Raw genomic sequence first — 26,582 nt, forward strand, 5'->3', positions numbered from 1 at the left:
AGATATATTGTTTGTTAAAGAGTAGTGGAGTTTAGAGGGTAGGAGTTGTTTGAGTTGAAATTTAAAGTGAGTTAAAAGCTATATGGATATGAATTTGAAGCAGGTTGTATTAAAAATAGATTGGTTATAAGTCTAAATTAGGTGTGGTTTTTGATTGGTTTAAATTTCAGATGAGTTAAATTTGAAGTGGTTTGGTTTAGTTAAAAGAGGTTTTAAATTTAAAGATGATTCTAATATATAAATAAGAGTAGTTGAAATTTAAAGTAGATTTGAAAAGTGATAGTGAGTTGAAATTTAAGTGGTTAAAGTTGTTTGTTGAGCTGGAATTTAAAGTTGTTTGGATGTTTGAATACAGAAGTTGTTTGAGTTGAAATTTAAAGTTAGTTAAAAGTTATATGGATATGAATTTGAGGCAGGGTTATATTTGAAGCAGATTAGATTAAAGATAGATTTAGTTAAAGTCTAAATTAGATGTAGTTTTTTAAAGGTTGATGAGTTTAAATTTGAAGATGAGTTAAATTGAAGTGGTTGGAAGATATAAATTTGAAACGGGTTACTCTAAATTTAAGCGATAAGTTAGAGATTTAAGTATTTAATAAGCTTAAATCTCTCTTTACTATTATCGAATCATCTTTTCGCAAGTTTGTAGGTCAATAAAGCCTAGTTCAACATATCCGTTCGAATCATAAGAAGCTTCTAGACAATAAAATTTTCCAGGCTTTGGTGTAAAATAGACATATTTTTTCAGACTAGCCTCTCCAAAAATATTTGAACCATACAAAGTTATGATAGTTGGCATATTTGGCTCCAAATCCATAAAGGCATATCCGCCATTTGAAATTTTTGCTAAAAAGTTATTCCTATAAATTGGCTCATTATGGTCATTAAACTGTGGATTGTAGTCATAATAAAAGACAAAGTCTAACCCTATTCCGACCCAAATATTGTTTTTTCTTGTTACATATACTCTTGCTTTATCTTTTGATGGAACTTGTAATATCCTATTTTGTGATGTTTCAAAACCACTACTAAAAGAATATTTTGCATTCGAAGCACATCCGATAAAAACAAAAGAAATCAAGCAATATAGAGCTATTTTTTTCATATCTCTCTCCTAATTTTTTAATAGTCACATATTATCAAAAAAAAAAAAAAATAGAATGCTTAAAATTATCTTAATTTATCTATTTTTGCTCTATTTATATTAGTATTTTAAATTTTGTTGCTAAAAGAGTAAAAACTTCAACAAATCACTCGAATTTAAAAGTCTTGCCAACTAACAAAACAGACTCTCAAAATAAAAACTCTTTAGCAACAGTTGGCAAAGAGAGATAGTAAAAATCATCTTTATTGTAAAACTCATTTGTCAAATCAAGTAGCTTTTTTAACTCATCTTTGGTTAAATTTATCTCTATTTTAGCGCCGTTTTCATCAAATTCTTTAAGCGAGTCAATGTTATTTTGCTCCAAAAAATACTCAACTCTTGAGAGCAGCTGATAACTTGTAAAAAAACTACAGTCATATCTAAGCTCAAATTTCACAACCTCTGCACCATCTATAGCCAAATTTGTGCTACTTCCATAGGCTCTCACTAGCCCTCCTGTTCCTAGCTTAATCCCGCCAAAATACCGCACTATCAAAACAGCACACTCTATCAAATTTGCCCCTTTTAAGGCAGAAAGTGCCGCTGGTCCGCTTGTGCCTTTTGGTTCGCCATCATCGCTTTGGTTTTCTACTATTTGGTGAAATTTATTAAGATGTCTGTAGGCCCAAACGATGTGAGCCGCTTTTGGATGCTCCTCTTTTAGCCTTTTGTAGAGAGTTTCAAACTCACTAAATGGCGTTAAAAAGGCAATGAAATTTGACTTTCTAATCTCTTGTGATGTCTGATATGTCTTTTTAATAGTTTGCAAAACAGCTCCTAATTAGCTAAATTTCAAACATTTTATCATAACATTTGCGAAGCTAAATTTAAACGCCAAGTTAGGTATAATAACTAAATTTATTTAAGGAACTATTATGATAAAAAGTTGTCTTTTCCCTGCTGCTGGATATGTTTTTGCTATCTATTAAATGTATGAAAAAATTTGCCTTTAAAAAGACTAAGTCGGGAATTGGCAAAGAGATACAGACAGTAGGCGCACTCTTAAAACAGGTAAAAGAGAGTATGGTTATTGCTTATAAATTTAAAGGCAAAAGATTTGATTGTGGCTTTTATCGTGGATTTGTTGAACTTTTATGAGAAATTTAATGGTAAAAAATAAAATTTACTTCAACAAAGAGCAACTTCAACTCATAAAAGAGTATCAAGAGCGCATAAATAGTGAGTTTAAGAGCGGTCAAGTTGGATACTATCATCTGCTTAAATTTGATAAAGAGATTTTAAAAAAAGTTGATGAGTTTTTAAAAAATAGAAGTTTTGACGATGTTGTGGTAGTTGGGGTTGGGGGCTCTAGTCTTGGAACAAAGGCGATATACAGGGCATTGCAGCATAATTATAAAAAGATAAATTTGCATTTTTTAGACAATATTGATGGGCTTTATTTTGAAGAGATGACAAAAAAGCTACATTACAAAACAACTCTTTTCCTAATCATCTCCAAATCAGGCACAACTATCGAAACTATCACAAACTTTAAACTAATAATTGATAAATTCAACGTCGACAATCTTAAAGATAACTTCATCATCATAACAAACGAAGGCTCAAAACTTGAGAAATTTGCCATCTCAAAAGAGGTGCTGTTTTTTAACGCTCCAAAGAATATTAGTGGAAGATTTAGCGTGTTAAGTGTCATCGGACTAATTCCTCTTTATATCGCAGGTTTTGATATAGATGAGCTTTTAAATGGAGCAAGAGAGTGTGAAAGAGAGTTTTTTGAGTTAAAAGATCTCACAATTCTTCAAAAAGCATATCACTATGCAACCTCAAACAGCGCATCGGCAAATATATTGTTTAGTTATTCGGAAAAATTAAAAGAGTTTAATGAGTGGTACGTCCAGCTTTGGGCTGAGAGTCTTGGCAAAAAAAGAGCACACACAAGAGTTGGATTGACGCCGATTGGACTTATAGGAAGTAAAGATCAGCACTCATTTTTGCAACTTCTAATGGACGGTCCAAAAGACAAAACAGTAACTTTTATCAAAGTTTCCAATAGCTCATCTAACTTAACAGTCCCACAACTCTCACTAGAAGGTTTAGAAGAGTGCGATTTTGTAAATGGCACTTCATATCAAGAGTTTTTAAATCTTCAATGCAAAGCAACACTAAATTTATTGATAGACGAGGGGCTTAGTGTGGATCTTTTGGAGGTCCAAAGTCTTGATGAGTGGCATATGGGATATTTGATATTTTATTATGAACTACTTACTAGCTGTGTTGGAGCAATGCTTGGCATAAATACATATGATCAACCAGGAGTTGAAGTTGGAAAGAGAATTTTAAAAACAATATTTACAAAAAAGCATTTACATAATGTTTAAATTTACTTCATATAATAATCACTATCAAATTTATAATAAAATAAGGAGAAGAAAATGACAAAAGTTATAGATCAGTTAAAACAAATTCAAGCGGACCTACATTTGCTTATAACAGAACTTCACAACTACCATTGGAATGTTAAAGGGCTTCAATTCGTATCAGTTCATAACTATACAGAAGCAGCATATGACGCAGCTTTTGAGGCCTTTGATCAAATAGCCGAGAGAGTTTTGCAAGTTGGTGGAAAGCCATATGTTTGCAACAAAGCTATGGCAGAGGCAGCTAAACTTCCTATAGCAAAAAAAGATAGCTTTACAGCTAAAGAGGTTGCTGAAAATATGAAAGTTGCCTATGAATATATGTTAAAAGAGTTTAAAAAACTAGCAGAACTTGCAGAAAAAGAGGGCGATAGTGCTACTGTTGCGATGTGTGATGATTATATTGGAAAGTATGAAAAAGATCTTTGGATGTTAAGATCAATGCTTGCATAATCACAGATAGGGAGCCACTCTCCCTATCTCACAACTTCTTATAAAACTAAAATTTCTTGATATCTTCTTTCAAAATAGCTCTTTAAACCCACTCTTTCAATATAAATTTAATAGATTTTAAATAAATTATCAAAAAATTATTATATTTTAATAAAAGTATGGTAGAATAAATAGTTATAAAATACCAAAAAAGATTAAAAATAGGTTGGATTTATGTTAAGAGTTTTTACCTTTGTATTTTTTTTCGCTATAAGTTTTGTGATTGGTTCACCAAACCCAGATATTGTCAAGAGATTTACCAAGCCTACTAACTGCACAGCCTGTCACGAAGAACAGGTAAAGGATTGGGTTACCTCTTTGCATGCAAAATCGCACGAAGAAAAAAATGAGCTCTACCATGCAACAGTAAAGTTCGTTTCAAAAGAGTTGAGACAGCCATATGAAGCCACTTTGCTTAATTGTGGTAAATGTCACAACCCACGCCTTGATGTAAAAAGTGTAGATGAAAACTATATGTTGTCAAAAGCTTTTGATGTAAATACAGAAGAGAAGCAAGTTGTAGATGAGGCGATAAGCGCTATTCACATAAAAAATGGTGTCTCTTGCTATGTTTGTCATAACATTGATAGCATAAAACCTAAAAAAAGTAACAATGATGTTGGTTATGAACTTATAAATTGGATAAAAGGTCCAGTTATCGTTGGTCCGTTTGAAGATGAGAGCGATAGAGCAAAATATCATGAAAGCAAAAAGCGAGATTTCTTTGTCTCAGGTGATGAGCTTTGCCTTATCTGCCACCAAGGAAATGGTTCAAGCAACGCACTTTCAACCTACAATACAGGAGCAGAACAAAAGTCAAGTGGCGATGCTAGAAGATGTGTGGATTGTCATATGGGAGATCCAAAAGAGGGAATAATAGCGCCAGAAATTCACTCAGCAACAGCTACAAAAAGAATTATGAGATCGCATATATTTGCCGGTGTTAGAAATGATACAGATCTTTTAAAAGATGTCATTTTTGTGGATTTGGTTAGAAACTATCAATCAATCGATCTTCTCATAAAAAATAGTGTTTCACATAAAATCCCAAGTGGCTTTAGCGGTAGAAGTCTTATGGTAAAACTAACTTACAAAAAAGGCGATGAAGTGCTAAAAAGCGAAAATATAGAGCTTAAAGCAACCTACATTGATGATAAAAATCTAGAAACCCTCTCCTATGTAGCAACCAACTTAGTAAGTGATACTAGACTAGAGCCAAGCTCTACAAAAACCATCACGCTCTATCCACCAGAAGGTGCCAATACGCTAGATGTTGAGCTAATATACTATATATTATCACCATCTTTACAATATAAACTTCGCATAGACAGTGAGCATTTTACAAAGCCTTATGAGATAGTTAAAAAGAGTTTTCAGCTATTTTAATTTAAAGTAGCTGAAGCTATAACTTAAATTTACGAAGTGCTATCTCATCTAAACTTAGGTCAAAATAGTAAAGCAAATCTTTTTTGACCTCAAACCCTGCAAGATAGCGAAGTGCCAAATTTGAACTAAAAGAGGCTGCAAACATAACTGTAGGAGCGACTATCCCTTTTGGACTACTTTGAAATTTAGCTAACTTTTTAAAATCACTCTTATGGATGAAAGCTATCTTTGCAAAAAACTCTTCAACTCCAGTATAGATCCAAGGAATTTCCCTTGTCTTTGCATAGCTGTCAATCTCTGCCCTTGTTTGGAAGTTGTCAGTTGCATCCAAAATAATATCATAGCTTTTATCGCTTTTTTTTATAAAATCACTAAATTTATCAAAATATGGCGTGATAGCTACATTTGGTGAGCGACTCTCAATCTTGTCTTTAAAAACTTCAGCCTTATATCTGCCCTCATCTTTGATATCAAAAAGTATCTGTCTATGAATGTTTGAGTAAGAAACCCTGTCAAAATCCACAACATCAAAACTCCCTATGCCACTACTTCCAAGAGCATAGGCAAAAGAGCTTCCTAGTCCGCCACTTCCGACTATCAAAACACTTTTGTCTTTTAAGCTATCCTGTCTTTTGGCACCCCAAAGCTCTATCTGTCTTTTAAAATACTCCTCTTTCAAATAAGCTCTCTTTTTTCTAAATTTGATCTAAATTTCCAAAGCTCTCTAGCCTCTTTTATGCTCTTTTTGTTTAACTCGACTACCAAAGCGCCCTCTTTCTCACCTAAATAATCCTCAATTTTTCCAAATGGCGAGATTAGAAAACTATCGCCATAAAACTCGATAGAGCTATCCTCTAGCTTTGTTTTACCAACTCTATTTACCCTTAAAAGATAGCTGTTAGTTAAAAAGGCTCTCATCTTCAAAAGCTCTTGCCATCTCAAATTTGAATCAAAAGTAGAGGCAGTTGGCATCAAAATACAATCGACCTCCTCTTTTATGATAGTGTGAAAAAAGTTATCAAAGTGCGCTTCATAGCCAAAAATAACTCCAAATTTAAACTCTTCAAAGCTAAAGATTGGAATTTTTACCTCTTGAAATTTAGCATAGTTTGCAAAAAAACTAGCCTCATCCCAATGTGGATAGTTTATCAATATATTTTGCGGATAAAAGGTGGCTTTTTTGCCATCAAATTTCATCACACCTTTAAGCAAGTCGCCCTCTTCTTCTATGATAATTGGCGCAACTATAAGTAGCTCAAACTTGTTACTAAGCTCCAAAAATAGCTGCTTTTTATGCAATATCTGCTCTTTTATCATACTTCTTGGCATTTTTATTAGCTCGGTAAAAAAGCTGTTGAGATTGTATTCGCTAAGCAAGGCAAGCTTCGCACCCTGCTCTTTGACATATTTTAGATAATACTCAATCCTTGCTCCGCTCATCGAAAGAGTTGGTAACTGAAGAGCTGCAAGCCTAATCAACCTTTAGCTCCTCAATTTGAAGTTTTGCATTTTCTAAAATTTTGCTTGCCTCTTTTAAAAGAGTTACCCCCTTTTTATAGGCTTCTAAGCTCTCTTTTAAGGTTATATTTTTGTCGTTAAAAAGCTCTAAAATCTTGTCTATCTCTTTTAGCCTATCTTCAAAACTAAGTTCTTTTTCCATCTATCGCCTCCTTTACATAGAAGTTAAATTTATCAATCTCTACCAAAAATGCATCATGACCATAGTTGCTATCTATCTCAATATATCTCACAAGGTCCTTTTTACCGATGCTACAAAGCTCATCGTAAATTTCTCTCATAAGATAGGGCGGAAACAAAACATCGCCACTAAATGAGATGAGAGTCACATTTGACTCGATAGGCAAAAGAGCGTCCCTTAAGTCATCATAGTGTCTTCTACAGTCAAATATATTCATCATCTTTACAGTATAAAGATAGCAGAGCGGATCAAATCTTTTTGCAAAATTGTAGCCATTATACTCCATATATCTATCTACTTCAAATCGCCCTTTTAGCTCATAAAGACCATCGGTTTGAACGTAGTTGCGACCAAATTTAAGATCCATTGAGTAGGGACTTAAAAAGCTTATATGTCCTGCCATTCTAGCAAGTGCCAAGCCATTTAGGCCCTCTTTTTTGATACTTTCTCTATCATACTCTCCATTTTTAAAAGCTGGGTCGTTTAAAATACCCTCTATTGCTATTTTGTTAAAGGCTATTGCCCAAGGTGGCGTTGCATAAGATGAGGCAAGTATGATAACTCTATCAGAAATTTTAGGATGTTCTATAGCATAGCAAAGTGCCTGCATACCGCCAAAACTACCACCTATTACTGCGTGAAGTCTCTCTATGCCAAGTTTTTTTAAAAGTTTGAGTTGAGAATTTACAACATCACTTATAACTATAACTGGAAATTTAAGCCTATACTCTTTGCCACTTTTTTTATCCATAATATCAAGTGGCGATGTGGAGCCAAAAGGGCTAGCAAGCGCATTTATACAGATGACAAAATATTTATCAGTGTCAATCGCCTTGCCACTTCCTATCATGCCATCCCACCAGCCAGCTTTTGCATCTCCTTCATACTTTCCAGCAGCATGAGCTGAGCCAGTTAGGGCGTGACAGATTAAAATCGCATTGTCTTTTTTGCTATTTAGTCTGCCATAGCTCTCATAAGCTAGATGAAAGCGGTTTAAAACTCTACCGCTCTCTAGATATAGTGGTGTGTCAAACTGTTCTATCTGTGTAGTTATCTGCACTAATTTACTCGGTAATTTGGCGCCTCTTTAGTTATGATGACATCATGAACATGACTCTCTTTTAGACCTGCACTAGTAATCTCTACAAACTCAGCCTTTTGCTGAAATGTAGGTATATCTTTACTTCCACAATATCCCATAGAAGATCTAAGACCGCCCTCTAACTGAAAAATAACACTCTTTAGGCTACCAGAATATGGTACTCTTCCCTCAATTCCCTCAGGTACAAGCTTTTCTGAAGCAGTTCCCTCTTGAAAGTATCTATCGGCACTTCCTCTACTCATAGCGCCAATCGAGCCCATACCGCGGTAACTCTTATACTGTCTTCCTTGAAATGTGATAAGATCACCCGGACTCTCATCACAACCAGCAAGTAGTCCACCTACCATAACACAACTAGCACCAGCTGCAAGAGCTTTGGCAATGTCGCCTGAGTATTTGATGCCGCCATCTGCTATGATTGGAATGTCATATTTTTTTGCCTCATTAGCACAATCATTTATAGCAGTTATCTGTGGCACACCAACTCCTGCGACTATACGAGTAGTGCAGATACTTCCAGGTCCTATGCCAACTTTTATTCCATCAACTCCCGCATCTACCAAATCTTTCACGCTTGCAGGATTTGCAACATTGCCAACAACAACATCGATGTCAAAAAGCTGTTTTAACTCTTTTAGAGTTTGAATAATTCCCTTTGAATGTCCGTGAGCTGAGTCCATAACAAGCACATCAACACCGGCTTCTACAAGCTTTCTAGCTCTGCTTATCTGTCCTACTCCAATAGCTGCTGCAACTCTAAGTCTGCCATATTTGTCTTTGTTGGCATTTGGATATTCTATACGCTTTTTTAGATCTTTTATGGTGATTAGTCCATCAAGTCTGCCATTTTTATCAACGATAGGAAGCTTTTCAACTTTGTTAGTTCTAAAAATTTTCTCTGCGTCATCAAGAGTACAACCTTTTGGCGCTGTGATAAGTGGCATTTTTGTCATTTTTGACGCTACATCTTCATTCATATCAACTTCAAACCTAAGATCTCTATTTGTTAAAATTCCAAGCAACATTCTATCTTTATCTACGACAGGTATGCCCGAAATCTTAAACTCAGCCATAATATCAAGCGCATCTTTGATTTTTGCATCTGGAAGGATGAAAATCGGATCTATTATGACTCCACTTTCGCTCTTTTTTACTCTTTTTATCATTCTTGCTTGAGACTCTTCGTCCATGTTTTTGTGTATAACTCCAAGCCCTCCAAGTCTAGCCATCATAATAGCAGCTCTATGCTCTGTAACAGTGTCCATAGCAGCACTTACAAGTGGTAAATTTAGCTCTATATTTTTGCTAAATTTGGTTTTTAAGCAGACCTCTTTTGGCAAAACTTCTGAGTACTGAGGTACCAACAAAACATCTTCAAATGTTAGAGCTTTTTTTACGATTTTCATCATTTTCCTTTCTTAATATTTTCCAAAATCAATCCGCCATCTAAAACGCACTGCTCATCATATGCCGCTCCTATTAGTTGGGCGCTTATATTTAGACCATCTCTGTTTTTTGCAACTGGCACTGAGATAGCTGGAAGGCCTGCTAAATTTGCTCCAATTGTATAGATATCAGCTAGATAGCTATTGAGCGGATCTGTCTTTTCATCAAATTTCGGTGCAACTGTTGGAGTTACTGGCATAAAGATAAGATTACACTCTTTTAGTATTGCGTCAAACTCTTTTTTTATAAAGGCTCTTGCCTTTTGCGCTTTTATATAGTAGGCATCATAATAACCGCTACTTAAGACAAATGTGCCAAGAAGAAGTCTTCTTTTTACTTCAGCGCCAAAACCTTCGCTTCTGCTATTTACATAGATCTCTTTTAGATGTTTTGCTGGCGCTCTGTAGCCATATCTTATACCATCAAATCTATTTAAATTTGCACTTGCCTCTGCAGTTCCCAATATATAGTAGGTTGCAACGTGAAATTTAGAGTTGGATAGCTCTTTATAAACTATCTCATGTCCTGCTTTTTTAAGCTCTTCTACACTCTTTAAAAGTGCCTCTTTTATCTCATCACTTGCCTCATCTACATAGTTTTTGATAACTGCTATTTTAAGTTTTCTTTTGGGATTTAAATTTGGGTGAGTTTTTACATAATCGCCTCTAAAACTTGTGCTATCCCTATCATCGGCTCCAGATATCACATCATATAACAAACTAGCGTCTTCTACATTTTGAGTTATTGGACCTATAACATCAAGACTGCTTGAGTAGGCACCAAGTCCCCATCTGCTAACTCTTCCATAGCTTGGCTTAAACCCAACACATCCACAATAGGCAGCTGGCTGACGAATACTTCCACCAGTATCGCTTCCAAGAGCAGCTATAGCAAGTCCGCTAGCAACAGCAGCAGCACTTCCGCCACTACTTCCACCTGGCACTCTTGAGTGATCGGTTGGATTTAGAGTTTTGCCATAAAATGAAGTTTGAGTGGTATTGCCCATGGCAAACTCGTCCATATTTGTCCTTCCAAAAGGTGCAAAGCCGCTCTCTATCAACTTTTCTATAACAGTTGCATTATATGGAGCGACATATCCTTGTAAAATTTTGGATGCCGATGTGACACTCCAGCCCTTTACTTGGATATTGTCTTTAATGGCTATTGGAATTCCATCTCCAAGCTCTGAAAGTTTGCTTCCTAAAAGTTGCTCTACATATGCGCCTAAACTTCTCTCTTTTTCTATCTTCTCTTTTAATGCAAGTTTAAATTTACTTAACTCATCTTTGTTGAGTTTTAATGCCTCTTTTAGTGTAACCACACCTACTCCTTATATTTTTTTACCAAATAAATTCCAATAAAACTAATTACTGCTAAGACCAAAATGGTAATAGCAATTGTCGTAAAGCTTACTTCGCTTCTAAGCATTGTTCATCACTTTAGCACATCTCGGACAAAGATCGCCCTCTTTTTTGGCTTGATACTTCCAACATCTTGGACACTTATGCTCGCTACTTAAAACTAGTCTAAATAGCTCATCATCTACTTGAAACTGAGCTATAGACTCGCGTCCATCGATAGGTGAGATATCACTTACTATAAACCAATCAATGCTATGAGAGATATCTGATGCTAAGATGGTGTTTGAGCTAGTTTGTAAGCAAAGTTGTAGAGTTGAGTTTATGATTTTTTGCTTTTTAAGGTCATCTATTATCTCAAAAAACTTCTCTCTTGCCTTTACAAAAAGCTCATCTTGCTCTTCAAAATCAAACTCCAAAGGAACATAGGAGATATCAAAAACATCTTTAAAATCTCTCTTTATCACATCTGGCGCATTTTCCAAAGCTTCATCTACTGTGTAGGTTAGAGTTGGAGCGATGAGTGCTAGCAAAGTTTTGGTTATAAGAACCATTGTGGATTGGGCTGAGATACGTCTTTTGGCATCCATCTCATCGCAGTAAAGCCTATCTTTGCAAACATCTAGATAGATACCGCTAAGATCTGAGCTTATGAAATTTAAAAGTATATTAAAGCCCTTTGAAAAATCATACTCTCTAAAGGCATTCTCACTCTCTCTAAAGGCCTTTGTGGCTCTGTTTAAAATCCACTTATCAAGTGGTGAAAAGCTAGAGAGATCAACTGCTTCAAGATCACTTACATTGGCAAGTAAAAATCTTATAGTATTTCTTATCTTGCGGTACTGCTCGCTAACTTGCTTCAAAATACCATCACTTATCTTCAAGTCGCTCGAATAGTCGCTAAGTCCTACCCAAAGGCGAAGAATCTCTATGCCATATTTTTGCGCGACCTCATCAGGTGCTACAACATTTCCGATGGACTTACTCATCTTTTGACCATTTTCATCAACTGTAAAGCCGTGTGTTAAAATGGCTCTGTATGGAGCTGTTTCATTTATAGCACAACTTACCAACAAAGAGCTTTGAAACCAACCTCTATGCTGATCACTTCCCTCCAAATACATACTTGCTGGAAAGCCTTTTGTATCATATTCATCACTTAAAAGCACCGCTTTCCAAGTGCTTCCACTATCAAACCAAACATCAAGAATGTCATTTACCTTTTCAAGGCTATCTGGATTGTATTTTGAGCCTTTTGGCAAAAGCTCTGCTATGCTAAGTTCCCACCACGCATCAGCCCCTTTTTGTCTAAAAATATTTGTTAAATTTGCCAAAATATCATCATCAAAAAGCACTTCTTTTGTGGCTTTGTCTCTAAAGAATGCTATCGGCACTCCCCAGTCACGCTGTCTTGAGATACACCAATCAGGTCTATTTAGAAGCATTGTGCGAAGTCTATTTTGACCGCTACTTGGATAAAATTTAACTTTTTCTATAGCCGATAGAGCAACCTCTCTTAAGGTTTTGTTGTTGCTTAGTTTTGGCTCGTCCATCGCTATAAACCACTGCTTAGTTGCGCGGTAAATCACTGGCTTGTGTGTTCTCCAACAAAATGGATAGGAGTGGATAAATTTACTTGAGTCTAAAACGCTATCACCAAGAAGTTCCAAAATCCTCTCATTTGCCTTAAAGATATGCATACCGATTAGCTCATCTACAACATCTTTTCTAAAAAGAGCCTTTGTGCGAAGAGTCTCGTCGTATTTTCCCTCTTCATCAACAGGCATAATGACCTCAATATCATACTTTAAGCTTGCATAGTAGTCATCTTCACCATGACCTGGCGCAGAGTGAACTAATCCAGTTCCTCCATCCATCAAAACAAAATCTGCGAGTATAAAGAGTGATTGTCTGTCGTTTAGTGGGTTTATCGCGTGTAGATACTCTAACTCTTTTGAGTCAAACTCCTTTATAATCTCTCCGCTTGTTAGCTTTTTGTTAACCATAACTTCTAGCAACGGCTTTGCAAAGATAAGTTTCTCTTTGGTAACTACATATTTTTCATCAGGATTTAAAGCTATGGCTTGATTGGCTGGCAAGGTCCATGGTGTAGTAGTCCAAATAACTGCCTTTGCCCCCTCTATGCCAAGCTTTTTACTAGCATCAACATCCAAATCAAAAGCAACATAAAGTGAGTAATCTTCCTTATCTTTATACTCAACCTCAGCCTCAGCCAAAGCACTTTTTGCAGCCCAACTCCAAAATACAGGCTTGCTTCGCTCTATTAAAAGACCTTTTTTGGCTATTTTACAAAGTGCATCGTAGATATCTGCTTCAAAGCTATATTTTAGTGTAAGGTAGGGATTGTTCCAATCTCCAATAATGCCAAGTTTTTTAAATTCATCTCTTTGTATGTCTATAAATTTATTCGCATGAGCTCTACAAAGCTCCCTTATTTTGACTGTAGGAGTGCTTTTTTTCTTATCACCCAAAATACTTTCAACTTGCTGTTCGATTGGAAGTCCGTGACAGTCCCAACCAGGCACATATCTAATATCTTCTCCAAAAAAATAGTGGGTTTTTATAATGATATCTTTTAAAGTTTTGTTTAGTGCGTGCCCTATATGAAGATGCCCGTTTGCATATGGCGGACCATCATGCAGCCTAAAAGTAGCACTAGCATTTTGTCTTTTAGCCTTCATCTTGTTATATACATCCATTTGACCATACCACTGACTAAACCTTTTTGGCTCGTTTTGCGGCAAGTTACCTCGCATTGAAAATGTTGTATTTGGTAAAAATAGTGTCTCTTTATAATCCATCTATAGCCTTCTTTTAAGTAAATAAATTCCTAAATTTTAGCTAAGAATATTTAAGTGGTGCTGAAACAGATAAAAATTTAAACATTTGATATAATAAAGCTAAATTTATTAAGAGAGATTTGATGGAAAATATACTTATTTTAATTGGCGATGACTTAAAGATAAATATGGATTTTTTGCTAGATATCTTTAAACAATATATTGATAAATTTGGCTTTATTAATAGATTTAAGTTTATTAGCAAAAATGACCCAAAACTTCCAGAAGTTTTGGAACAACTCTCAAAAGAGCAGCTTTTTATAACTATTTTTACCTCAAGTAGTAGTTACTATGTTGTTGCAAAGATACTAGCAACTCTAACCAAAGATGAACTTGAGCTAAAAGATGAGCAGACGCTCTCTCTAAGTAGAGCTACTAAAGTATGTAAAAATAGCTTTCTTACCAGCCTAAATAGCTCCTACATCAACCTTCTAAAAAGCGACCCTCTTTGTGACTTTCCAACTATTTTTTATGAAAAAGAGCCCTCATTTAAGGACTTTTATCTCTTTGGATATGAGATTGGTGAGGCAAAAGAGGAGCTTGGCAAACTTGCTCAAAGATACAACGCCACCATAAACACCATTCCCTACAGCAGATATCTACTTTTGGTTAGAGTAGAAAGAGGCGAGTATTTGCAACTAGATAGCTTTTTGAAAGAGTGCAAAGAGGTTTTTAAAAATAGAGTTATCTTTGAAAAGAGCATTGAAGAGTTGGTAGTAAAAAAACTTGCAAAAAATGAAGCCAAGATAACTTTTGCAGAGTCTTGCACAGCTGGACTTTGTGCAGCGACTATCTGCAACATTGCAGGAAGTAGCGAAGTTTTTGATGGCTCATTAGTCACCTACTCCAACCAAATAAAACATATCTGGCTAAATGTAGAAGAGAAGGTGCTAAAAACTTATGGCGCTGTAAGCAAAGAGTGCGTAGAGCAGATGCTAGATGGCGCTATAAAAGGTAGTGGTGCTAGCTTTGCCATCGCAATAAGCGGCATAGCAGGACCTGGCGGAGCGACCAAAGATAAGCCTGTTGGGACTGTCTATATCGGGGTGATGCAAAATGGTGGCAAAAAAATCGTGCAGCGATTTTTAATAAAGGGCGATAGACAAAGCGTTAGAAAAGAGAGTGTAAATATCGCCTTTAGCCTACTTTTAGTCTTAAGAGAAGATCTATTTTTAGACTAAATTTGTCAAATTTAAAGGCCTAAATTTCAGCTGTTTTATCTAAATTTGAATAGTATTTAAATTTTAAATTTTGTTATTATTTGCTATAATTAATAAAATTTTAAGGAGTTAATATGAAAAAACTATTCTTATCTATAACAGTGGTGCCGCTTTTACTAACTTCATTTCTGTTTGGAGAGTGGGAGTCAAATTTAAAAGAGCTGCTTGGCAATGATAAGGCCTTTGAGATCATTGCAAAAGATGAGTTAAAGAGCCTAAATTTGGAGCTTGTCATTGTTAAAAATAGCGAAGATGGGCAAAAAAGTGCATGGCTTGGCGATGCTGGTGGCGATAATTTATTTGAACTTCCTAAAAAAATAGTAGTTGCCAACCAAGAGGATATGGCAAAGATAGAAAAAGCTAAAAGAGCGTTGCAAGATAGCCTTGAGATGGAAGTTTATGAGATTGTTAAAACTATTCCAAAAGAGCGATTTATCCATATTGAGTCATTCAATCCAAAAAACAAAACAACTATTTACATGATAACAGATCCTGAGTGTCCATACTGTAGAGAAGATATGCAAAGGATAGTCAAATATCTAAGGAATGGGCATGTTAAGATAATCTTTGCGCCAGTTCATGGCAAAAGTGCCTATACAAAAGCAGCTCTTATGCTACGCCTTGCAAGCAAGATAGAGCCAAACAGGCAAGATGAGATCATTAAGATATTGGAAAAATATTATGATAAGGATGTGGCTATAAATAACGATGAGGCAAGCGATGAAGAGAGAGATTTGGTTTTAAAAGATGCCAAAGTTATATTTTCAAAAGGCTTGGTAAAGGGCGTACCATTTACATTTAGCATAGAAAAAGAGTAGTTAGTTTGGAGCCAAATTTAAACTACTTTGGCTCCTTTTTAAATTTCACTTTGAAATTTAGTAGTAAATTTAGCTCTTTTTAACTCTTAAATTTAAGTAGTAACCAAGCCTCAACTTTGAAATTTAAATAGCAAATTTAACTTAAATTTCAGCTCTAAATTTAGATATCAAACTCAAATTTAACCTATCCTGCTAGCAAAATTTCTGCCTTTTTAATAAACTCATCATCTATAAAAAGATCGGTATTGTAAAGATATATCTCATCTTTATTGTAAATCTTTAACTGAAGTCTTTTGTAGTTGTTAGGATTGTTTTTAAATGAGTCGTGCGCTAGGTTGTAGAGTGCGATGATATTTTTTCTATTTAGCTTGCCAAAATCTATCTCGTATTGATAAATTTGAAGCTTTTGTCTGTTTGTGCTGTTTTGCATTCCTCTTTGGTTATAGTTTTTGCCTCTATAATCCACATCTTGCATATCTTCAATCTCATAAGATCTAAGCATAGTAATGCGTGTTTGACTCTCATCTTTGACAACTCTTACCTCAAAAACATAAGGTTTTTGACTATTTTGCTCATAAAGTTTCTCAAACTCCTTAAGCTCCTTGTCAAATGCCACCATCTGATAGCTAGAATCCAAGTCTAAAAGTGTCATTATCCCCATTTTTTTGCCACTTTTTGTCATGCGAACTGCGATATCTTCAACTCTTCCAACCATAAGACGCTCGCCTACAAAATTATCATCTTCAAAAATAGTCCTTGAAGAGCTATATTTAACCTTGGATATAAGCTCTCTATACTCGTCCAAAGGGTGTCCTGAAAGATAGATACCAAGGATATCTTTTTCAAAAGAGAGCAACATGCTTGTAGAAAACTCATCTGCTACTGGCTCTATGGCAACATCAACCTCATAAGCGATATCTTCTAAGTCAAAAAGTGAGTTATCGGCCTCTTTTTTCATCTTATTGGAGGCTTTGCAAGCATCAAGTATGTTTTGTATATTTTGCTCCAAACACTTCCTAGTGTAGCCAAAAAGATCCATCGCGCCTGAGAGTATAAAGGCTTCTATAGCTCTTTTATTGACTGCAAAACTATCTATTCTCGAGACAAAATCATTCAAGCTTTTAAACTCTCCATCTTTGTTTCTGCACTCGATTATGTTATCTATGGCGCCAAGTCCAACTCCCTTTAACGCACCCATACCAAAGACAATAGCATCTTTTCCATCTTTTTGTATAACGCTAAACTCCCTATAAGAGTTATTTAAGCAAGGCGGCAATATCTCTATATCAAGACGCTTTATCTCATCTATATACTTTGCAACTTTGTCAAGATTGTCTTCTTCGCTAGTAAGAAGCGCTGCCATAAACTCTGCTGGATAAAAGGTCTTTAGATAGGCTGTCTGAAAGGTAATAAGCGCGTAGGCTGCTGAGTGGGATTTGTTAAAGCCATACTCTGCAAATTTCATAATAAGCTCAAAAAGATCATCTGCTTTTTGTCTATCAAAGCCATTTTTAACCGCCCCTTCTAGGTATTGGTTTTTTAGACGAACCATCTCAGATTCTTTCTTTTTACCCATTGCACGGCGAACAATATCTGCACCGCCAAGAGTAAAGCCACCTATCTTTTGGACTATCTGCATAACCTGCTCTTGATAGACTATTACTCCATAAGTTGGCTCTAAAATATCCTTTAACTCCTCTATATTGTAGGTTATCTCAATCTCTTTGTGCTTTCTTTTAATAAAGTCAGTCACCATTCCAGAGCCCAAAGGTCCTGGTCTATAAAGTGCAAGCATAGCAATGATATCTTCAAAGTTATCCGGTCTTAGCTCACTTCCAAGACGCTGCATTCCATCGCCCTCTATTTGAAATATCCCCAATGTATTGCCACTTTGGATAGTCTCATAGACCTCTTTTTGGTTAAAGTCAATCTCCTCCCAAACGATATCTTTGTTATATCGCCTCTTTACTAACTTTACAGCGTTGTCGATAACTGTCAAGGTCTTTAGTCCCAAGAAGTCAAATTTGATAAGATCAACCTCTTCTAAATAGTCTTTAGAATACTGAGTGATGTATTGCCCCTCTTGTCCTTTGGTCTGCCTAAAAAGCGGTGTTTTGTTCCATAGCTCTTCATTGCTTATAACAATTCCTGCTGCGTGCATTCCTGCTTGTCTATTTAGACCTTCAAGCGGAAGTGCATATTTCCAAACTTGCGCTGCCAAAGGGTCGGATTCTATAAGCTCTCTTAACTTTTCTTCCTTTTGATAAGCGCCCGGTTTATAGTTGCTAGTTCCTACATCGCCCTTGCCATTTAGTGTGATACCAATCTCTTCTGGCACCATCTTTGCCATCTTATCGCTATCTTTAAGTGGCATTTCAAGGACTCTTGCAACATCTCTTATAACTCCTCTTGCAAGTAACTTTCCAAATGTAGCGACCTGTGCAACGTTGTATTTACCATACTTTGAGATAACATAGTCAATTACTTCGCCTCTTCTAAATTGACAAAAATCAACATCGATATCTGGCATACTCACTCTTTCAGGATTTAAGAAGCGCTCAAAAAGTAGATTATAAGGAATTGGGTCAAGATCTGTTATTTTTAAAGAATATGCCACCAAACTTCCTGCTGCACTTCCTCTTCCTGGGCCAACTGGAATAGCTCTTTTTTTAGCCTCATTTATAAAGTCAGCCACAATCAACATATAGCCTGGAAACTTCATATCCTCTATGATTTTAATTTCTCTTTGAAGTCTTTGTCTATAGATATCGTGTTTTTTCTCATCTATAAATTTAAGTCTATCTTCAAGACCTTTTTTGCTCTCATACTCAAACAAAACTGCATCATTTTCCAAACTATACTCAACATCTGGATAGGGCAGTTCCAAGCCACGTTCTTTGGCATATTCGATGGTAAATTTGAAATTTGGCGGTGTTGCATTGCCAAGCTCTATCTCTAAGTTGCACTTATTTGCTATCTCTTGCGTGCTTTCTATCGCCTCTGGTATATCGGCAAAAAGAGCATTCATCTCCTCTTTTGTCTTTACATAAAACTCACAAACATCACGTCTTAAGCGGCTCTCATCTCCAATAGTTGCCCCAGTTGCAATACACATAAAAATCTCATGCGCCTCGGCTCTCTCTTTGTAAGTATAGTGAGCGTCATTTGTAGCAACTAGCTTTATACCGGTCTCTTTTGAGAGTCTAATAATCTCTTTGTCTATATTCTCTTGCTCTTTTATGCCATGACGCATAATTTCAAGATAAAAATCATCTCCAAAAATATCCCTATACTCAAGCGCAACTTCCTTTGCTCTCTCATAGCCCTTTGCCCCTCTTTGTATATTTGTCTGAGATAAATTTAGATGAAAATTTACCTCGCCAGCCAGACATGCAGAGCTGCAAATTATCCCTTTGCTATGCTCTTTTAAGGTCTTTTTGTTGATACGTGGATTTCTATAAAAACCATCAAGATAGGCAAGTGAGCTTAGCTTCATAAGGTTTTTATAACCTTGCTCGTCTTTTGCCAAAAGTATCACGTGAAAGCGGCTTTTATCGCTCTTGTCATCTATGGTATCTCCGTTATGTAGATATGCTTCGATACCTATAATTGGCTTTATTCCTCTACTTTTCATAGTCTTATAAAACTCAATTGCACCAAACATATTGCCATGGTCTGTAATGGCAACGCTCTTTACTCCACGCTCTTTCAAAACATCGGCAAGCTCGTCTATTTTGTTGGCTCCATCAAGCAAAGAGTATTCAGTATGAAGATGTAAATGTGTAAAATCACTCATAAATCAAAGTCCTAAATTTCAGTAGATTGGAAAAATTATTATATTAAAGATAGAGTAAAACTATCTTTAAATTTATTTATATTCAAACAAAAGTCCGCTACTTACAGCATTTGCAATATCTGCACCTTTAAGCTCATTTAAAAGTGTGATGGCAAACTTCATAGCAGTTGCAGGACCCTTTGAGGTGATGATATTATCATCTATAACAACATCTTTTTCATCACAATATCCAGCCCTATCAACTCTCTCTTCAAATCCCGGATAGCAAGTATATCTTTGCTTTAGAACTTTGGCAGTTGAAAGCGCCCAAGGTGCAGCACAAATTGCAGCAATCTTTTTAGAGTAGTTGTTAAACTCTTTTATGAGATTTTGAACCTTTGTATCGCTAGCAAGAGTTTTTGAACCAGGAAGCCCACCAGGAAGTACCAACATATGAAATTTAGACACATCAACATCATCAATAACCATATCTGCCTTCATCTCGATACCATGCGCCCCTTTTACCACGCGCTTGTTGATACCTACACTTACAACATCAACCTCGCCTCTTCTTAAAATATCAATAACACTAACAGCCTCAATCTCTTCAAAACCATCAGCTAGTATAATTGCAACTTTGCTCATCTTCTCTCCTTTATTAACGATTTTATGTTACTATAGCCACTATTTTTAAACTAAGAGAGGTTTACAATGAAAGTAGTTATAACATACTGCTGCGCTTGAAACTATAAACCAGAAGCTTCCTGTGTGGAAGAGGAAATTTTAAAAGAATTCAAAGAGGCAATAGTTACCAAAGAGGCAGGCGGCGAAGGAGAATTTATAGTTGAAGTTGATAAAGAGGTGATTTTTTCTAAAAAAGAAATGAAAGACCCCCACTTCCCAAAAGAGGGAGAGATAGTAGCTCTTATAAAAGCTAAGTCCAAGTAGATTGGACTTAGTGGCTATTTGCCGGCTCTTTCTAAATATTCGCCTTTTACAGTATCAACTCTTATTGTCTCGCCCTCTAAGACGTGAAAAGGGATTTGAACGACAGCGCCTGTCTCTAGTGTCGCTGGTTTTCTGTTGCTTCCTTGGGTATCGCCTCTAAAGTTTGGTGCAGTTTCAATAATCTTTAGTTCAACTACAGCTGGAACTTCAAGTCCAATTGCCTTGCCATTGTGAAAAAGAACATCCACCATCATACCATCAAGCATCCATTTTTTGTTATCACCAACCTCTTCATCGCTAATTGCAACCTGCTCATATGTATCAGTGTCCATAAATTGACAAAACTCGCCATCATCATAGAGATATTGCATCTTTCTATTTTCCAAATTTGGCTCATCGCACTTATCGCCCGCATGAAAGGTCTTTTCAAGCACTTTGCCATCTATATAGGACTTTATTTTAACTCTTACAAAAGCAGGTCCTTTGCCAGGCTTTACATGTTGATACTCAACAATCTTATAAGGAACTCCATCCATCTCAATTTTTAAACCTTTTTTCAAATCGCCCATCAAATAAGCCATCTTTACTCCTTAAATTTATTGAATGGCTATTATATCAAATTTAAAAGCCAAGCTACAATCTATTTTTTGCTCTTTATCTTCCATTTTTTAGAATAAATGCGATATAATTTCTCAAATTTAAAAAGGATTATTTATGAGAAAAATAGCTCTATTTTTGGCACCTCTTTTTGTAACAACCCCTATTTGGGCTGATTTTAACGCAAATTTGACTCAAACATACAACTCCAAATCAAAGATAAAAATAGAAAGTATTGACAATCTTACCTCTTTTGACGCAAAGCTAGTTATCATTACAAAAGAAGATGAGGGTATGAGAATTCCACTTCTTACTAGCAAAGATGGCAAAAGTTACATTGTGTTACCTAGTGAGTATAATCTTAGCCAAAGAGATAATGACCTTATTAAAAAAAGAATTACATTTGGTAACAATATAGAAGACGCTGCGGCCTATGAACTTTTGAAAACTGTTCCACAAGAGCGATTTATCGAGATTAATTCGCTAAATAAAAATCACTCAACTACTATCTATTTGGTAACCGATCCAGAGTGTGAAGCCTGCAAAGAGGATATCAACAAAATCGAAGAGTATATAAAAAGAGCAGATGTAAAGATAACTTTTGCGCCAATTCATGGGATAAGCGCCTATACAAAGGCTGCTATTGTCTTGAAAAAAGCTAAAAAGATAGATCCAAACAACCAAGAGGCAATTATTAAAATTTTGAAAAAGTATTTTGACAAAGAGGTTGCAATTGGCGATGATGAGGTGACAAAAGAGGAGAAGCAAGAGATCCTTGAAAACTCAAAGGCAATCTACTCAAAAGGCGTCATAAAGGGTGTTCCATATAGACTTAAAGTTCAAAAATAACAGTTTGAAATTTAGACTAGTTCATAATAGATCTTATTTTGTCTAAATTTGTAAATTTGAAGATATTGGTGTTGTTTTTATACTGATACTCTAGCTCTAAGTTGTGCGATTTGATGATATTATCGACGATATATAGCCCAAGCCCAAAGCTATTTTTGGCTTTACTGCCCTTTGTAAAGGCCTCTGTATAAAACTGTAACTCCTTTTCAAGCTTCTCGCCGGTGCTACAAAACAAAAGTGAGTCTTTGGTTGTTTTGATAAGCAACCTTTGATCGCTAGAGTATTTGATGGCGTTGTCAATCATATTTTTGATGGCTATGCAAAAAAGTTTAAAATCAACATTTAATATAAAATTAAACTCCAACTCTATCTCAACTTTGCTCTTATCCACCATAGCAAGATCGATTGCCTCTAAGATAAGCTCTTTTATAGTGTGAGTAGAGATATCATTTATCCAAACGCCAGATGCCACACCCTCAACAGCGGCAAACTCATTTATGAGATTTTCCAACCTTTCAAAAACACCGACAAGTCTCTGCTTTTGTCTACCCTCTTCTATCATCTCAACGCATATTCGCCCTTTTGTGATGGGTGTTTTTAGCTCATGCATAATATTTCTTAAGAAAAGTTGTCTTGACTCTCCAAATTTACGCACCTGAGTAACAGCCATATAAAAAGCCTCTCCAATCTCGCTAATCTCGTCATTGCCACTACTTACTTTTTCTATATCTAAATTTCCGCTCGCAAATTTGGTAATCTCTCTTTTTAGTCTTCTAAGAGGCTTTAGTTTTTTGTATATGAAGATATATGAGCCAACCACAATCAACAAAACGATAGAAAATATTGCAGTTATTATCTGATATCTATAGGGTTGATACTCTACATCTTCCAAAAGCATAACCTCATCTGCATGTATAATCTTTAGAAAATGGCGCTTATCTAGCACCAAAATGGCAGCTGAGCCAATATCTATGCTTATCTCTTGAAGAACTTTAGCATTTTTGATAATATCCTCTTTTTTCTTGCTATCTTCTATGGCAGGTATATTAAAGTCTTTCATCTGCAAACTATACTCTTCATCGCTTATTAGCTTATTCATATGTAATAAAGCAAGTCTTGAGACTATTGAGTATTTGCCATTTAGCTCTTTTGTATAATTTTCCTGATCATAAGCCTTTAACCACAAAAAAGCCAAACATAGGCTAGTTGTAGCCAAAATAAAGATAAAAGTTATGGTATAAAATATCGATGAGCGCTTCATTGCTGAAATTTATAGCCAACGCCTCTTATAGAGTGGATATATTTTGGATTTTTGGAGTCCTCTCCTAGCTTTGCTCTAATGCGACCAATAATCACATCGATACTTTTTACAGTTGAGTTTTCGTTGATAGAGTCGCAGTTGTAGATAAGCTCCTCTCTAGTTATCGCCCCACCCTCTTTTTGGATGAGATAGCTAAGTATATCAAACTCCGCAACAGTTAGCTTAAGCGGCTTTCCTTTAAAGATGATAGTGTGTTCAAACTCATTGATAGTAAGATCTTTTACAAACTCTTTTTTCTCTCTATCCTCTATCTCTCGTCTTCGTAAATGGCTCCTTATCCTTGCAAGAAGCTCTTTTGGGTTGTATGGTTTTGGCAGGTAGTCATCTGCTCCAAAATCAAAAGCATTGATTTTATCAGTAAGATCGTGTCTTGCACTTGAGATAATAATAGGAATATTGTTGTTTTTGCGTATCTCTTTGCAAACTTCAAGACCATCAATTCCTGGCAAGGTAAGATCTAATATAAGCAGATCATAATGATCTAAACTTAACTTTGAAAGACCGATATATGGGTCATCGACGACAGTTACATTCATCTCATTTTTTTCTAAATACTCGCTTAAAATTTCAGCAAGCTCTAAATCATCTTCAATCATCAATATCTTTATCATCATAATACCTCTCATTCTTATAATTATATCAAATGAGTAGGTCGATTTCAATATGCAAGCAGGGCTTTAACCCTGCCTTTTTAGTTTATAACTATGCCAATTGAGATTCTATTTCTCATAACCCAAACAAGTGCTTTTTTGTCCTTACCCATAGACTTTAATCTCTTTTCAAAGTCATCGATGGATTTTATCTCATGCTCGCCTATTTGAGTTATTATGTCATTTTGTCTAAAGCCATACTCTTGCGCCTTAGAATCCTTTGCTACCTTTGTAACAAAGACGCCATTTGTATCTTTATCAACTCTAAATTTACTCCTTATCTCATCGCTTAACTTGGTTACGCTAAGACCTTCAATTGGGCTTTTGCTATCCATATCTACTTGAGTGGCTACATCACTCATACTTCCTAGTTTAAGCTCTGCGGTTCTTATCTTTTTTGATCTCTCATAGACTATCTTTATCTTGGTATTTGGCTTTTTGGCGCCTATCTCATTTTTTAGATCATTGGCAGACTTGATATCTACTCCATCAACCTTGACAATGAGATCACCTCGCTTAATCCCAGCTTTGTCGGCTGGCTTGTCCTTTTCGACGTTGGTTATCAAAGCACCATATTGACTCTTATAAAGCTCTTTTTGATCTTTTGTAAGATTTGCAATATAAACTCCAATAAAACCTCGCTCTATCTTTCCATCTTCGATAAGTTTTTTAGCAATATCTCTTACCATATTTGAAGGAATTGCAAAACCAACTCCGTTATTGCCGCCACTTTGGCTAAGAATTGCTGAGTTTATCCCTATCAAAGCACCTCTGCTATCAACTAAAGCGCCACCTGAGTTTCCTGGATTGATAGAGGCATCGGTTTGTATAAAATTTTCATATTGATTTAGTCCTAAGTTGCTTTTGTTTAGAGCAGAGATGATACCTTGAGTGATAGTACCTCCAACTCCAAATGGATTGCCTATAGCAAAGACAACATCACCCTCCAAAAGCTTTGAAGAATTCCCAAATTTAATAGGTTCCAAATTTTTCTTTTCAATTTTGATGATAGCAATATCGGTTTTTGGATCACTTCCTATAAGTTTTGCCTCAAACTCTTGATCATCATCTAGCATAGTAACCAATATCTCATCGGCACTTTCAACTACGTGATTATTTGTTACAATATAACCATCTTTTGAGATAATAACGCCTGAGCCAAGAGAGCTTGCCTTTCTACTTCTTTCTTGTGGCATACCAAAGTTAAAGCCAAAAAACTCCTTAAAAAACGGATCGTCAAAAAACTCACTCATAGGGTGGTTTTGTCTTGTTATGGTCTTGGTAGTTGAGATATTTACAACTGCTTTTTTTGCATCAGCTATGGATGAGTGATAAGATAAGATTTCATTTTGCTTGGAAGCTGCATCTACTCTTTGTACATCTTCTGGTGCAAATTCAAAATCTATCTTAGTGGCAAATAGAGATGTTGCCAAAACGATACAAAATAAAATAGATTTTTTCATTTTTACTCCTTTAATATTTAATCGCATCATTATAAATGGCTCTTATAAATGGTAAATTAACAATAACTTATCCAATAGTTAATAAAAGTAACTAATAAAAGTTGATTGACTTTGACTAAAGCTTGTGCTATAATCTGGCTAAATTTAGTTATAGATGTCTATATTAACTTAGTTTATATAGAAAACATAAGGATGATTAAAAAATGAGTAAAAATAGTAGTTTATATGAAACTCTTGGAGTTACAAAAGATGCTAGCGGCGAAGAGATAAAAAAAGCCTACAGAAAACTAGCAAGACAATACCACCCAGATATCAACAAAGAGCCAGGTGCTGAGGATAAATTTAAAGAGATAAATGCCGCTTATGAGATATTGAGCGATGAAGAAAAGAGAAAACAATACGACACATATGGCGATAATATGTTTGGCGGTCAAAACTTTCATGACTTTGCACAAAGTCACGAAAATATGGATGACTTGAATGATATTTTGAGAAATATTTTTGGTGATGGCTTTAGAAGTGGTGGCTTTGGTGGTAGTCCATTTGATGGCTTTGGTGCAGCTTTTGAAAACTTAGATCTAAATGCAAGACTTAAAATTCCCTTTGATTTGGCGGTGCTTGGCGGACAAAAAGAGATAAGCGTTTCAAATGAAAGCTTTAAGATACGCATTCCAGCCGGCATAAGAGATGGCGAAAAATTAAGAGTTAGAGGCAAAGGCAATATATCCAATAGAACCCGTCAAAGAGGCGATCTTATATTGCAAATTGAGGTTGAGCCAAGCCAAATTTATCAAAGAAAGGGAGATGATCTCTACAGAGATATTGATATTCCGCTAAAAACTGCATGGTTTGGCGGTAAGGTTGAGCTAAATACCTACAAAAAAGAGGTCACCATAAAAATAACACAAGATACCAAAAATGGACAAAAAATCCGCCTTAAAGGATATGGCGTCAAAGACCGAAAAAGCGGTATTTATGGAGATATGTATCTAAATGTCAATGTAATATTGCCACCTCTTTCTTCACTTGATGAAGAGCTAAAAAAGTTACTTATAGAAAAGCTTTAAAAGGAGTA

The 26,582-nt window shown here is 35.7% G+C and carries 22 protein-coding genes and 2 pseudogenes; 9 read left to right on the plus strand and 15 right to left on the minus strand.

Features of this window, described 5'->3' with window-relative positions; genetic code table 11:
- Positions 1-619: 619 nt before the first annotated feature.
- Together Q0X52_RS06300 and Q0X52_RS06305 are read right to left on the minus strand one after the other, a co-directional pair.
- On the minus strand, positions 620-1,105 hold the full coding sequence (locus Q0X52_RS06300; RefSeq protein ID WP_297576186.1) for a hypothetical protein: 486 nt from the start codon (positions 1,103-1,105) through the stop codon (positions 620-622).
- A gap of 187 nt (positions 1,106-1,292) precedes the next feature.
- Positions 1,293-1,913 carry a YigZ family protein gene (locus Q0X52_RS06305; RefSeq protein WP_297576187.1) on the minus strand — a complete coding sequence of 207 codons (621 nt, stop codon included), beginning with the start codon at positions 1,911-1,913 and terminating at the stop codon, positions 1,293-1,295.
- A 209-nt stretch (positions 1,914-2,122) separates the two neighbouring features.
- Between Q0X52_RS06305 and Q0X52_RS06310 the strand changes: the two are divergent.
- From Q0X52_RS06310 to Q0X52_RS06325, 4 genes and pseudogenes are all read left to right on the plus strand, one after another.
- A pseudogene (locus Q0X52_RS06310) lies at positions 2,123-2,242 on the plus strand (UTP--glucose-1-phosphate uridylyltransferase); the annotation flags it as partial.
- Between the two features lie 8 nt (positions 2,243-2,250).
- Positions 2,251-3,483 carry a glucose-6-phosphate isomerase gene (locus Q0X52_RS06315; RefSeq protein ID WP_297576262.1) on the plus strand — a complete coding sequence of 411 codons (1,233 nt, stop codon included), beginning with the start codon at positions 2,251-2,253 and terminating at the stop codon, positions 3,481-3,483.
- 54 nt (positions 3,484-3,537) lie between these two features.
- Positions 3,538-3,975 (plus strand): DNA starvation/stationary phase protection protein, encoded by a 438-nt coding sequence (locus Q0X52_RS06320; protein WP_297576189.1) that lies wholly within the window; start codon positions 3,538-3,540, stop codon positions 3,973-3,975.
- Between the two features lie 213 nt (positions 3,976-4,188).
- On the plus strand, positions 4,189-5,400 hold the full coding sequence (locus tag Q0X52_RS06325; protein WP_297576190.1) for a multiheme c-type cytochrome: 1,212 nt from the start codon (positions 4,189-4,191) through the stop codon (positions 5,398-5,400).
- A gap of 16 nt (positions 5,401-5,416) precedes the next feature.
- Here Q0X52_RS06325 and Q0X52_RS06330 read toward each other — a convergent pair whose 3' ends face one another.
- From Q0X52_RS06330 to ileS, 7 genes are all read right to left on the minus strand, one after another.
- Positions 5,417-6,079 carry a ThiF family adenylyltransferase gene (locus tag Q0X52_RS06330; RefSeq protein ID WP_297576191.1) on the minus strand — a complete coding sequence of 221 codons (663 nt, stop codon included), beginning with the start codon at positions 6,077-6,079 and terminating at the stop codon, positions 5,417-5,419.
- Positions 6,076-6,879, minus strand: coding sequence for a carbon-nitrogen hydrolase family protein (locus Q0X52_RS06335; protein WP_297576192.1), 804 nt, complete (start codon positions 6,877-6,879; stop codon positions 6,076-6,078). The genes Q0X52_RS06330 and Q0X52_RS06335 overlap by 4 nt, the downstream gene beginning before the upstream one ends.
- Entirely contained in the window at positions 6,872-7,060 is a 189-nt protein-coding gene (gene xseB / locus Q0X52_RS06340; protein ID WP_297576193.1) for an exodeoxyribonuclease VII small subunit, read from the minus strand. Before xseB ends, Q0X52_RS06335 begins: the two co-directional genes overlap by 8 nt.
- Complete coding sequence (locus Q0X52_RS06345) at positions 7,044-8,159, minus strand: homoserine O-acetyltransferase (protein WP_297576194.1); 1,116 nt, start codon at positions 8,157-8,159, stop codon at positions 7,044-7,046. The genes xseB and Q0X52_RS06345 overlap by 17 nt, the downstream gene beginning before the upstream one ends.
- Positions 8,159-9,607, minus strand: a complete 1,449-nt coding sequence (gene guaB, locus Q0X52_RS06350; RefSeq protein ID WP_297576196.1) for an IMP dehydrogenase — start codon at positions 9,605-9,607, stop codon at positions 8,159-8,161. The genes Q0X52_RS06345 and guaB overlap by 1 nt, the downstream gene beginning before the upstream one ends.
- Positions 9,607-10,968 (minus strand): Asp-tRNA(Asn)/Glu-tRNA(Gln) amidotransferase subunit GatA, encoded by a 1,362-nt coding sequence (gene gatA, locus Q0X52_RS06355; protein ID WP_297576198.1) that lies wholly within the window; start codon positions 10,966-10,968, stop codon positions 9,607-9,609. The genes guaB and gatA overlap by 1 nt, the downstream gene beginning before the upstream one ends.
- A gap of 99 nt (positions 10,969-11,067) precedes the next feature.
- Positions 11,068-13,827, minus strand: a complete 2,760-nt coding sequence (ileS, locus tag Q0X52_RS06360) for an isoleucine--tRNA ligase (protein ID WP_297576200.1) — start codon at positions 13,825-13,827, stop codon at positions 11,068-11,070.
- A 122-nt stretch (positions 13,828-13,949) separates the two neighbouring features.
- On the opposite strand from ileS, the gene Q0X52_RS06365 reads away from it, so the two are divergent.
- Positions 13,950-15,047 (plus strand): CinA family protein, encoded by a 1,098-nt coding sequence (locus tag Q0X52_RS06365; RefSeq protein WP_297576202.1) that lies wholly within the window; start codon positions 13,950-13,952, stop codon positions 15,045-15,047.
- Positions 15,048-15,160: 113 nt separating this feature from the next.
- A complete protein-coding gene (locus Q0X52_RS06370) occupies positions 15,161-15,904 on the plus strand; it encodes a thioredoxin domain-containing protein (protein ID WP_297576204.1) in 744 nt (247 codons plus the stop codon).
- Positions 15,905-16,088: 184 nt separating this feature from the next.
- On the opposite strand, the gene dnaE is transcribed toward Q0X52_RS06370, so the two are convergent.
- Positions 16,089-19,700, minus strand: a complete 3,612-nt coding sequence (gene dnaE / locus Q0X52_RS06375; protein ID WP_297576206.1) for a DNA polymerase III subunit alpha — start codon at positions 19,698-19,700, stop codon at positions 16,089-16,091.
- A 72-nt stretch (positions 19,701-19,772) separates the two neighbouring features.
- A complete protein-coding gene (locus Q0X52_RS06380; RefSeq protein ID WP_297576208.1) occupies positions 19,773-20,324 on the minus strand; it encodes a DJ-1 family glyoxalase III in 552 nt (183 codons plus the stop codon).
- Positions 20,325-20,435: 111 nt separating this feature from the next.
- Here Q0X52_RS06380 and Q0X52_RS06385 point away from each other — a divergent pair.
- A pseudogene (locus Q0X52_RS06385) lies at positions 20,436-20,627 on the plus strand (Rdx family protein); the annotation flags it as partial.
- Positions 20,628-20,641: 14 nt separating this feature from the next.
- On the opposite strand, the gene efp reads toward Q0X52_RS06385, so the two are convergent.
- Positions 20,642-21,208 (minus strand): elongation factor P, encoded by a 567-nt coding sequence (gene efp / locus Q0X52_RS06390; protein WP_297576211.1) that lies wholly within the window; start codon positions 21,206-21,208, stop codon positions 20,642-20,644.
- Positions 21,209-21,341: 133 nt separating this feature from the next.
- Here efp and Q0X52_RS06395 point away from each other — a divergent pair, with 133 nt between their 5' ends.
- Positions 21,342-22,073 carry a hypothetical protein gene (locus Q0X52_RS06395; RefSeq protein ID WP_297576214.1) on the plus strand — a complete coding sequence of 244 codons (732 nt, stop codon included), beginning with the start codon at positions 21,342-21,344 and terminating at the stop codon, positions 22,071-22,073.
- Positions 22,074-22,089: 16 nt separating this feature from the next.
- Here Q0X52_RS06395 and Q0X52_RS06400 read toward each other — a convergent pair whose 3' ends face one another.
- The 3 genes from Q0X52_RS06400 to Q0X52_RS06410 form a co-directional block, all read right to left on the minus strand.
- Positions 22,090-23,334: an ArsS family sensor histidine kinase gene (locus Q0X52_RS06400; protein WP_297576216.1), complete on the minus strand. Its 1,245-nt coding sequence runs from the start codon at positions 23,332-23,334 to the stop codon at positions 22,090-22,092.
- Positions 23,331-24,005 carry a response regulator transcription factor gene (locus Q0X52_RS06405; RefSeq protein WP_297576218.1) on the minus strand — a complete coding sequence of 225 codons (675 nt, stop codon included), beginning with the start codon at positions 24,003-24,005 and terminating at the stop codon, positions 23,331-23,333. Before Q0X52_RS06405 ends, Q0X52_RS06400 begins: the two co-directional genes overlap by 4 nt.
- Positions 24,006-24,085: 80 nt before the next feature.
- A complete protein-coding gene (locus Q0X52_RS06410) occupies positions 24,086-25,507 on the minus strand; it encodes a Do family serine endopeptidase (RefSeq protein WP_297576220.1) in 1,422 nt (473 codons plus the stop codon).
- A 203-nt stretch (positions 25,508-25,710) separates the two neighbouring features.
- On the opposite strand from Q0X52_RS06410, the gene Q0X52_RS06415 reads away from it, so the two are divergent.
- A complete protein-coding gene (locus Q0X52_RS06415) occupies positions 25,711-26,574 on the plus strand; it encodes a DnaJ C-terminal domain-containing protein (protein ID WP_297576222.1) in 864 nt (287 codons plus the stop codon).
- Positions 26,575-26,582 lie beyond the last annotated feature (8 nt).

It is taken from the genome of uncultured Campylobacter sp. (genome assembly GCF_947255105.1).
Classification (GTDB): domain Bacteria; phylum Campylobacterota; class Campylobacteria; order Campylobacterales; family Campylobacteraceae; genus Campylobacter_B.